At 32.6% G+C, this 10,363-nt stretch carries 11 protein-coding genes; 8 read left to right on the top strand and 3 right to left on the bottom strand.

Translation table 11 applies throughout. The features are described from left to right. Window positions 1-223: 223 nt before the first annotated feature. From HF969_RS01975 to HF969_RS01965, 3 genes are all read right to left on the bottom strand, one after another. Window positions 224-844 carry a nitroreductase family protein gene (locus HF969_RS01975; RefSeq protein WP_090289088.1) on the bottom strand — a complete coding sequence of 207 codons (621 nt, stop codon included), beginning with the start codon at window positions 842-844 and terminating at the stop codon, window positions 224-226. Between the two features lie 613 nt (window positions 845-1,457). Then, on the bottom strand, window positions 1,458-2,363 hold the full coding sequence (locus HF969_RS10110; RefSeq protein WP_090289086.1) for a diacylglycerol/lipid kinase family protein: 906 nt from the start codon (window positions 2,361-2,363) through the stop codon (window positions 1,458-1,460). Window positions 2,364-2,546: 183 nt separating this feature from the next. Then, a complete protein-coding gene (locus HF969_RS01965) occupies window positions 2,547-2,720 on the bottom strand; it encodes a hypothetical protein (RefSeq protein WP_168427133.1) in 174 nt (57 codons plus the stop codon). A 281-nt stretch (window positions 2,721-3,001) separates the two neighbouring features. Between HF969_RS01965 and HF969_RS01960 the strand changes: the two genes are divergently transcribed. The 8 genes from HF969_RS01960 to HF969_RS01925 all read left to right on the top strand — a co-directional run bounded on the left by HF969_RS01960 (window position 3,002) and on the right by HF969_RS01925 (window position 10,250). Continuing rightward, entirely contained in the window at window positions 3,002-3,247 is a 246-nt protein-coding gene (locus HF969_RS01960) for a hypothetical protein (protein ID WP_090289084.1), read from the top strand. A 295-nt stretch (window positions 3,248-3,542) separates the two neighbouring features. Continuing rightward, window positions 3,543-3,968, top strand: coding sequence for a hypothetical protein (locus HF969_RS01955; protein ID WP_090289083.1), 426 nt, complete (start codon window positions 3,543-3,545; stop codon window positions 3,966-3,968). 169 nt (window positions 3,969-4,137) lie between these two features. Then, a complete protein-coding gene (locus HF969_RS10155) occupies window positions 4,138-4,314 on the top strand; it encodes an SdpI family protein (protein ID WP_281241366.1) in 177 nt (58 codons plus the stop codon). 1,454 nt (window positions 4,315-5,768) lie between these two features. Beyond that, window positions 5,769-6,098 (top strand): hypothetical protein, encoded by a 330-nt coding sequence (locus HF969_RS01945; RefSeq protein ID WP_090289081.1) that lies wholly within the window; start codon window positions 5,769-5,771, stop codon window positions 6,096-6,098. Between the two features lie 4 nt (window positions 6,099-6,102). Beyond that, entirely contained in the window at window positions 6,103-6,300 is a 198-nt protein-coding gene (locus tag HF969_RS01940) for a helix-turn-helix transcriptional regulator (RefSeq protein ID WP_090289080.1), read from the top strand. 125 nt (window positions 6,301-6,425) lie between these two features. Beyond that, on the top strand, window positions 6,426-6,956 hold the full coding sequence (locus HF969_RS01935; RefSeq protein WP_090289079.1) for a DUF1836 domain-containing protein: 531 nt from the start codon (window positions 6,426-6,428) through the stop codon (window positions 6,954-6,956). A 17-nt stretch (window positions 6,957-6,973) separates the two neighbouring features. Then, entirely contained in the window at window positions 6,974-9,310 is a 2,337-nt protein-coding gene (locus HF969_RS01930; protein ID WP_090289078.1) for a penicillin acylase family protein, read from the top strand. Between the two features lie 148 nt (window positions 9,311-9,458). Then, window positions 9,459-10,250 (top strand): class I SAM-dependent methyltransferase, encoded by a 792-nt coding sequence (locus HF969_RS01925; protein ID WP_090289077.1) that lies wholly within the window; start codon window positions 9,459-9,461, stop codon window positions 10,248-10,250. Window positions 10,251-10,363: the final 113 nt, after the last annotated feature.

Below are 10,363 nucleotides of genomic sequence, written 5' to 3'. Positions count from 1 at the left end.
GGAAAGCCTTGATGGAATTCAAAGCAGGGCTCACTTTTGCCTGCTTGAACATGAAGAAATTGGCAAACATATTGGAGATGAGAAGCTAAAAAGGCTTCGCATTTTTTTATTTTCATGTGATTTATAACTAAAATAAAGACAACCCCTTATTTGAGATTAACTCACACAGGGTTTGTCTTCAGTCTGACAGATCTCAAAGGATCTGTTTTTTAAATATTAATTTTTATTTCTTAACAATTAAACGTTCACTAATTGAGTTGATTTCTTTTGTGCCAGCTGGTGATCCGATTGCACCGAATGGCATTTGCGCAACAAGTTCCCAATCACTAGAGATATCAAAAGTTGCATAAACTTTTTCATCAATCACACCATTATAGTGTTGTAATGAAGCACCTAATTCTCTTTCAGAGAAGGCTGTCCATAAAGCTAATTGGTGCATAGCATTCGTATGGTGTGCCCAAGTAGGAAAATTATCTGCAAAAATAGGGAATTGTTCTTGTAATCCTTTAACTACATTTTGATCTTCGAAAAAGAGTACAGTCCCATATGCATTTTTAAAGCCATCCATTTTCTGTTGTGTAGCAGTGAAATCAGCATCGCCCATAATATCTCTTAATGATTCGGTTGTTAAATCCCATAATTTTTTATGATTATCATTTAATAACAATACAATTCGGGTACTTTGTGAGTTGAAAGCTGAAGGTGTATGTTTAATGACTTCAGTGATAATCTTTTCAATTTCTTGGTCACTAATTGGTGAAGCCGGCTTAAGATCGTAGATTGTCCGTCTCTTTTCAATCATATCCAAAAATTCGCGTTTTTCTTCTTTACTAAATAATCCCATTTTTCCCACTCCTAATAATTTTTTTAATCATGTAAATGATTATAGAATATACGTAAATTTGAAGTTTTAGCAGTAATATATTACGATGAATCATCACCAACCGCTTACTTTAAGTAACTTAACTCGTTTTCGTATATCTCTATTTTTAAGTATAAACCATTACTTTTAAAAAAGCAAGAGGAAACTTGTTTTTAATTTAAATCATTGTTTATAAAGATATCTGCATAGAAATAAAAGGTGATATTCCAAACATATTATTAATCGAGCGGGGTAGATTAGATAGAAGCAGTAGGGGAGCTATGCTATAATTAAATAAAATGGCATAAATATAGTAATTACTAAGATCAATTCAATTTGCAAAAGGAGGTATGATAAGTGTCTACCAATCTATTATTTTTAGCTAGCCTCTTTATACTAATGTGTCTCTCCGTTTATTTTTGGCAGAAAGAACACGACCTATATAAACGAATAATATTTAAAAGAATAAGTATTTTTTTAATTGTGATAAATATAATAGTCTTTTTACCTATTTTTATCTATTTTTTCGGTAAATTAGGCAATTCTTTTTAAACAAAAAGCGACAGCAATCTATCTATTTGCTGTCGCTTTTATGTTAAATCCAGAAAGGGACTCTTTTAGTCTGAAAATGTATATAATAGTTATCTTGCTGAAAAACTTCACCATCTTTTTGTGCCCATTGGTTCGAGTTAATTTCTAGGATTATTTCACTTGCTTGGTAAGTGTGAAGCTTAGGATGAGCTAGGTGTGACTTGTTGGTTAGCAACTTAACAAGAATAGAAAATAAGTTTCCTAAAGAAACGTTATCTGCTATCAAAACCTCTAATAGATCATCGTGATTTGTAGCATGAGGGACAATTTTTATTCCTCCACCAAAGTAGGGGTTATTGGCTACTACTGCTAATTTAGCGTTATAAAATGGATAAGATTGATTATCGATCTTCAATCGAAGCGAAAATTTTCTCTGTTTGATAAACCCAGAAAGTATACCTAGTAGATAAGAAAAAGCACCTAATCTTTCTTTTTGTTTTTTCTTTTCAATATTACGAGTAATTAATCCATCAAGGCCAAAGCCCATGCTATTAACTGCTATATATTTGTTCTGATTATCTGTTGCTACTATAATCGCTAGTTCTTGTCCTTCTTGAAGAGTCAATAGGTGTTGTAGGGCTTTTGCAGTATTAGTGGGAATTTTATGAGTACGAGCAAAGTCATTACCAGAACCGGCAGGAATATAGCCTATTGGATTAGTGAAATTGTTTTTGGTATAAATATGGATAAATTGATTGAGACTACCATCCCCACCCACAATAATAAAATAATCAGTTGGATGAATTGTTACTTTCAATTTAGAGAGTGAAATACTTAGTTGCTGAATATTATTTGATATGATTAGTTGATAGCTTACAATATGTTCCGGTAATAGTAATTCTAATTTTTTCAATACACTCTCGATATTCCTTGAACGCTTATTAATAAAAAAATAATATTTATTCACCACCTACTACCTCCAAAGCTCTATACATAATAATGAAGTATACCATTTTAATATAGGATAGAGAAGGAAGATATAATTTTAACTAATAACCACTTTTTATAGATAAATTACAAAAAAAGCGATGTGGAATAGCCACATCGCTTTTGCAGGTAAGTTGGTTTTAATTAAAAAAAATTTGAAATGAAATTAAGCTTTATTGCAGCCTCTCTTTTTGCAAGTAATCGCTTCGTTTGTTTCAACCCAGTCTTCTGGATTATCTTCTATTATAGCCCCACACCCTGTTCTTCTACCTTCTTTTAAATGGATTTTTCCATTTTCTGATTTTGTAGTGTCTTTTCCTATGTATTTAATGTTATTCAAATCTAATGCCTCCCAAAAGATAATGAATTTCACCTGCAATGTAAGCGTACTCTTTTTAAAGAATTAATTCAATATATTTGGTATTGAACCTATAGAGTAAAAATTTATTTTTTAAAGTAACTGATTTCAAAAAAATTTAGACATAAAAGAAATTAATTATGAAAAAAAGTCAACCAAAAATTCTATTAATCATATTGATAAAAATTAAGGAAAAATTTTGTTGAATTACTATGCCTTTATCTTGCGATCATGATATAATATACTAAAAGGGAGGGGTTTAAATGATTCATTATACATCGACAGATTTAGGGACCAATGTTTCAGAAGAAGAAGTGATCAATCAAATTAAGCAAGCCACTAAACCAATTCGTTTCACCCACTGGGAAGGAATGGGGACGCCGATTCATAACCAGGAAATTTCGGTAGAAGAAGCAATTGAAATTATAAAAAATGAACATACAACTCTGATTACTGAAAATGAAAAAATGATTAACGTCCAGACCTTCGAGGCTTATTTTAGACCTTAATGGGTGAACACCTTTGAAAAAATAAATTCTAAAAGAAGTCGAAGATAAAAAGCGACTTCTTTTTTAATATCAATGAGTAAGTTCAATAATGACCCTACAAGTGATAAACTATATAAATTGTTAATGTAAATATACAATTAATTAACTGCTGAATGTTTGCAAATTTCTTTCCTGAATTTAAAATCGTCTTAATCATAGGTAAGTGGTTTCTGATTGCATAACACGAATATCTGAACTATAGATTAGATTGGAATCATTTAGAAAGATAATGAGAAAATAATTTGGAGGTAAAGATATGAAAAAGCTATCCTACAGAACAAAATTTTTCACTGTTCTTGCAATCATTTTTATTCTATCACTTGTCGCAGATTTTTATGATCTTCTTGAAGTGAATCGTTATAATGTGTCAATGGTTGTATTATTGTTATCCACTCTTATTTATGCAAGTCAATCGCATGCGGCAATTAAAAGTGTAGAAACAATGCTGAGTGTTAGCCTTGATTATCAACAAAGAAAATGGTGGAATATAGAGGATCAGTATGATTGGGAAAAAGTAAGAATGAATAAGAAAAAGTGGGCTCCGATAGGTGTCGGAATTTCTTTGATCCAAATAGTTATATTCTTACTTGCTGGCGAAAGATACTTTTTATTCCAACTAATTATATGGATAATGACCGCTTTAACCTATGCTCATTTTATTCGTCCAGTAAAATTAAAATAGGTCGAAAAAAAGTTTCTAGACAGTTTTAATTTTTATTAAGATATTTCTTGCTGATCAAAATGATATCCTTTTATTATAAATTTCAGTAGTGGAGGGGATTGAATGAGTTACTGGTTCTTTATGTTTTTTTCATCATTGCTGATTCCCGTAGTAATGGTGCTTTTTGGTTATGTTTTCAAAAAGAAAGCTCCCCAATAAGATCAACAGTCTATATGGGTACCGTACGAAGATGTCGATGAAAAATAAAGAGACTTGGCAATTTGCCCATCAGCACAGTGGGAACGTTTGGATAAAGTTTGGTCTCATTTTACTGCTATTAATTATAATGGTCATGGCTTTTGTTTGAGGGAGAGACGATGAAACCATTTCGAATGTAGGTCTTCTTATTTGTATGCTTCAGTTGGTAGTATTAATTGGTTCAATCGTACCAACAGAAAGAGCCTTAAAAAAGCATTTTGATTTTGAGGGTAACCGAAGATAACTTTAAACCTACTTACTTTATTCATTAACTCAATAGAGGGTTAGGATGAATCAATCGAAATCAAAGCACCCATATATCTTTTATTTCTGCGTGATTTTATCTGATTTCTTTTAGGAAATGTACTATTCAATCTTTTGACAGAGAACCAAGAAATATATTGGCCTGTTATCCTTATCGTAACGATTCCAAGATCAGTTGCAATGTGGTTGAAAAAGAGAAGTTGAAACAAAGATAGCATTTTAAGTTTTAAGGACTATATCAATAAAGAATAACTAGGAGAATTACGAATAGAATAATAAAAAAATGATAGTAATTGGTTGCCCAGGCAGTGGAAAGAGTACATTTTCGATAAAGTTGAGCAAACTCACAAAAATACCTTTATATCATTTAGACCTTTTGAATTGGAATGAAGATGGTATAAACGTTAAAAAGTCAATTTTATTAGATCGTCTAGAAGAAATACTGAATATGGATTCATGGATCATAGATGGAAATTATGGGAGTTCAATGGAAAAAAGGATTATTGAAGCAGATACAATCATTTTTTTGGATTATCCTACAACTATTTGTTTGGAAGGAATAAGGAACAGAAAAGGTAAAAAAGACTTGATTTACCTTGGATTGAGCCGGAGAATCATATTGACGAGGAATTTAATGAGTTTGTTAAAAATTTTAATTCGCAAAGTAAGCTTGAAATTCTAAAATTAATAGAAAAATACGCAGATAAAGAAATTGTGATTTTTAAAAAAGGGAAGAAGCTCAGAATTATTTAGATTCTATCGAAGTTTAAAGCTAAAGATATATCCTTTTACTCATGAAGTAAAGTTTTTAAGAAACATTCACCTTTAAAGTGTTTAAAAATTATATTAAGTCTTTGAAAGAGGGTTATTGAATGGTTTTCTCTTTGTTCATAATTTTCTATCGATCTATTTACTTTTTTAATAACTTGACATGAGAGAGTGTAGGATAAACGTTAATAACGTGGATAAAGCATTTGGATGATCAAAGTAGGTAAAATTAAACGATTATGTTCGAAAAGAACTTCGATTATAGTCAAGCCGAAAAGTCGGGCGCTAATCAATTAACACACGCCATGTCCTTGATTACCGAGTTGCTGACCTATATGTAAAAATATAAGTAATAAGCTGTTATGAAGAAATAATAACTTTATCGATAATTTTTATCGAGTCCAAACGACACATAGTCGTTTTTTTTTTATGAAATTAAAAGCTAAATGAAATGTCAAATAAGTTTGACATAAGGGAAAGTATAAATTATAATAATGTCAAAAGAACATTACATTTAAGGAGGAGGTTTCCATGAATTCTGTAGATGGTGTTTCTGGGTTAAGTCAAAATCTATTATTAGGTCTATTGTGGTTATTTCTTATTGTATCAATGATAGGTACAGTGGTAATGATTATACTATTAATCAAAAGAGGTGATGAGAGAAAGAGACTTATACTAAATAAGTCTGCTATTAGTGCATTTATAACTGCTGTTATACTGTTTGTCATTCACATCATTTGGAAGATTTTCTTTGAGCAAGAGTCCAGTTTTGGACTAGAAAGTAATCCCGCCATTTATCTTGGTTTAGTATCAATCGTCTTTAATACCGCTTATCTAATAAATTCTAGGAAGTATCAGTAAGTTTATGGATAACAATATCAAAAAATATCGCAAACAATTAGGCTTTTTACAAGAAGAACTCGCTCAAAAATGTGCCGTTAGCAGACAAACTATCAATTCGATTGAAAATAATCGCTATGACCCAAGTTTGAATTTAGCTTTTAAATTAGCACAGGTATTAGGCGTTAAAGTGGATGACTTATTCAATTTTGAAGATAAATAATTACTACATGCTAGGGGAGCGAATGCTCCCTTTTTTTTGAAAGTTTTTATTTACTTCTGCTTGTCAGAAAGCAAATTTTAACCTATACTATATTGAGTTATTATAACTAGATATAGGAGGTAAGGATGAATAAAACATTAGAGGATATTTACCAATTTTCGTGTCCACGTTGGGAAGAATTACCTGATAATGTCTTCAGTTCACAAATTGTGGAGTATTTTAATCAGCATTTTCATTTAATAATCACTCAGAAAGAAAAATTAACTCAAGATATGATTAGAAACTATGTTAAATGGAAAATGATAGAAGCTCCTCAAGGACGCAAATATTCCAAAGAGCAAGTTGCCTTTATTATTGTCATATGCATTTTTAAACAAGTCATATCGATTAAAGATATTGTCGAAGGGGCAAGGTTGCAAAATAAGTTAATGGATTATTCTGAAGCATATAATTTATTTGCGGATCAATTGGAACACTCCATCCAATCTGTCTTTGGTTCAGCAGTTAAAAAATCGAAAAATAAGATTATCTTTAATCAATTAATTGTGATGGATGATACGATTGGTCTTTCAACAATGACCATTGCTTTTGCTTATCGCTTATTATCCGAATATATTATCCAACGAAAAGGTTTTAATAATATCATCAAAAAATAAAGTGAATAGGAGCATTTATGAAAAAGAAACTACTAAAAAATATTTTTATCAGTCTAGTATTACTTGCTGGTGTAGTCTTTGCCTTTCTTTACTTTACAGTGCAATCGAGTAAGGCAAAGTTAGATGGTGACTTGCAGATTAATGGAATTAGCCAACCAGTGACAGTCACCAGAGATGCAGTGGGGATTCCTACCCTTATCGCAAAGAATGACCAAGATCTCTATTTTGCTCAGGGCTTTATCCAAGCCCAAGATCGTCTTTTTCAAATGGATATGGCACGACGTCAAGCTAGCGGTCGTCTTTCTGAAGTAGTAGGCGAAGCAGCAATTGAAAATGATAAAAAGTTCTTACTTTTTGATTTGAGAAGAGCAGCTGAACGTTCACTAGCTGCCTATTCAGACGAAACGCTAGCAGTGATTGAATCTTTTACAAAAGGAGTTAATGAATATATCCATTATGCTAAGGAAAATAATAAACTACCTTATGAATTTAAAATGCTAGGTTATCAGCCCGAAGAATGGTCAGTCGTTGACTCACTCACCATCGGAAAATACATGGCCTATGACTTAGGGGGGCATTTTGATTATCAAGCTTTTAATAATTGGGCACTTAATGACTTAGGTGAAGAGCTATTTGTCGAATTGAATGAAGAAGCGATTACAAAAGATAAAGATATTGAAGAAATTATTACAGTAAATAAAAAGTACCAAGTGGGAGTTAGTAAAAAAATGGCTAGTCTTGACCTGCCAAATGTTTATAATGGCAGTAATAACTGGGTTTTGTCAGGAGCTAAGACTGAAACGGGTCAACCGATTTTAGCTGATGATCCTCATTTGACGCTTTCGACTCCTTCGATTTGGTATCAAATGGTCTTAAAGTCTCCCAGTCAAAAGGTTTCAGGTGTGATTTTTACCGGTATACCTGGTATTATCTTAGGAAATAACGAAAATATTGCTTGGGGGGTCACCAACTATGGTCCAGATGTCCAAGATCTCTTTATTGAAAAGCGTAACCCAAACGACTTGAGTCAATTTGAGTTGGATGGTAAGTATTATGACTCTGAAGTGGTAGAACATGAGATCAAAGTGAAAGGAAAAGATTCGATTTCCTTTAACATTGAATACAGCAAGAATGGTATTATCGTTGATGATTTGGTCAAGATCAAGAATTCGAATACCAGTGTGTCAATGAAGTGGACGGCGCACGAACCTTCGACTGAATTGGATGCTATTCTTGCGCTGAATAAAGCTGAAAATTGGCAAGAATTTGAAGAAGGACTCTTAAATTTCACAACACCAGCTCAAAACTTTGTTTATGCTGATAAAGCAGGCAATATAGGAATGAAATCGAACGGTAATATTCCTATTCGCAAAAAAGGTAATGGTATCTTGTTAGTCCCTGGGTATGATAGTAGCTATGGGTGGGATGGTTATGTAGCTTTTGATAAATTACCTAAACAATTCAATCCAAAAAAAGGATATCTGGCAACTGCTAATGTTCAAACCGATGAGAATTTAGCGTATCATACTTCGAATATCTATGCGGAGCCTTATCGTATGGATCGAATTGATCAAGTCTTATCACAAGACAAGCAGTTTACGACTCAAGATATGAAAGACTTACAGATGGACATTCAAAACTTAGCGGCTGAAGAATTTTTGGACAAGTTCTTAGAGAATATGGATACGTCTGTCATTGATAAAAGTATTTTAAACGATTTAAAAGCATGGGATAAAAAAGACAGTAAAGATAGTTTAGCAGCTCTTGTGTTTAATAAGTGGCTGTATAAAACCCAAGCCTATCTATTTGAGAATATTATGAGTAAAGAAGCCTTTGAATTCATGAAGTACAAGGACCACTATGCTCATATTATTTTACGTAAAGTCTTTGGCGGGCAAGAAAGTCAATTAGTTGAGCGGTTAGGTGGTATTCAAACTGTACTTGAAAATTCCTATAAAGAAACCATTGAAGATTTAAAAGAAAAGCAAGGAGGCAATCCAGCCAATTGGAAGTGGGGTCAGTCGCATAAACTTTACCTTAAGCATCCACTAGCTGGGGCCAGTCCGATTTTAGACCGCCTCTTTTCGCCGGAAAAGGTTAAAATGTCAGGTTCTAAATACACGGTCATGGCAGCTAGAGAAAATAGTGACGACTTAGTCAATCATGGAGCCAGTTGGCGGTTTATTTATGATTTTTCAACCAATATTGGAGAGCATATTGTTACGCCAGGCCAGAGTGGACACTTTTTGAGTGATTATTATGATGACCAAATAGACAACTGGATCAAAGGTGAATATACTAAGGTTGATTTAAATGCTATTCAAGTCGATCATACACTTACACTCCATCCATAAATTAATTAAATCATTAGTAAGCGGTGCTCATAAGAGTAGCCGCTTTTAATGTATGGTTGTAATTTAGAATATACGTGTGTAAACTATTATATATATTTTTTAATATAAAAATTAAATGAAAAAATTCGATGAAATAGGAGGGTGGAGAATGACCTCATTCTTGGAAGAATATTACACCGATATCATAGCGGAAGAACAGCGTTTCTGCAGTCAATCTGGTAAAGTAGAATTTTTAACCACTTTAAAATATATCGAAGATTACCTAAAACCTAATGCCAAGATTTTAGAGATAGGTGCCGGAACGGGTCAATATTCACTCTACCTATCACGCAAAGGTTATGATGTGACAGCCGTAGAATTAGTGCAAAAGAATATTGACGTCCTAAAGTCCAAGCTAACCGCTGAAGACAATTTGCGGATTGAACAAGGCAATGCTTTGAAGCTGGATTTTCTCTTAGATGAGACTTATGACCTGATTTTACTTCTAGGTCCCATGTATCATTTATATAGTCAAACCGATAGGATCCAAGCGCTCGAGCAAGCTAAAAAACGACTAAAGCCGCAAGGTATCATGATGGTTGCTTATATTATGAATGAATCGACAATTGTTCAATGGGCTTTAAAAGGAGACGGCAGTAATTTTAAAGATATTTTAGCTAAGGGGATGCTAACAGAGGATTTTCACTGCCTCTCTCAAGAAAAAGATATTTTCCAAATGATTCGAATTGAAGAGATTAATGCCTTAAATGACAGCTGTCATCTGCAAAGAGAAAAATTAGTGGCAACGGATTTATTCACTCATTATATTGAAAGCACTGTCGACAATTACGATTCAGAAACTTTCAACCATTATCTTAACTACCACTACGCTATTTGTGAAAGACAGGAATTAGTCGGAGCAAGTAACCATGTGTTGGATATTGTAAGATTTAAAACATAAAACTTCATTAAGCAAAATATTTAATATGATTTGAAAATCCCTCAAAAGTAGAGTTGTTAAACTCACTTTTGAGGGAATCTTCAACTTCAATTGAAATTTAAATGACTTTGTAT

Source organism: Facklamia miroungae (assembly GCF_012396555.1).
In the GTDB taxonomy this organism is placed as follows: Bacteria; Bacillota; Bacilli; order Lactobacillales; family Aerococcaceae; genus Facklamia; species Facklamia miroungae.
The sequence above is the reverse complement of the archived record's forward strand: the minus strand, read 5'-3'. Positions and strand labels throughout refer to the sequence as shown.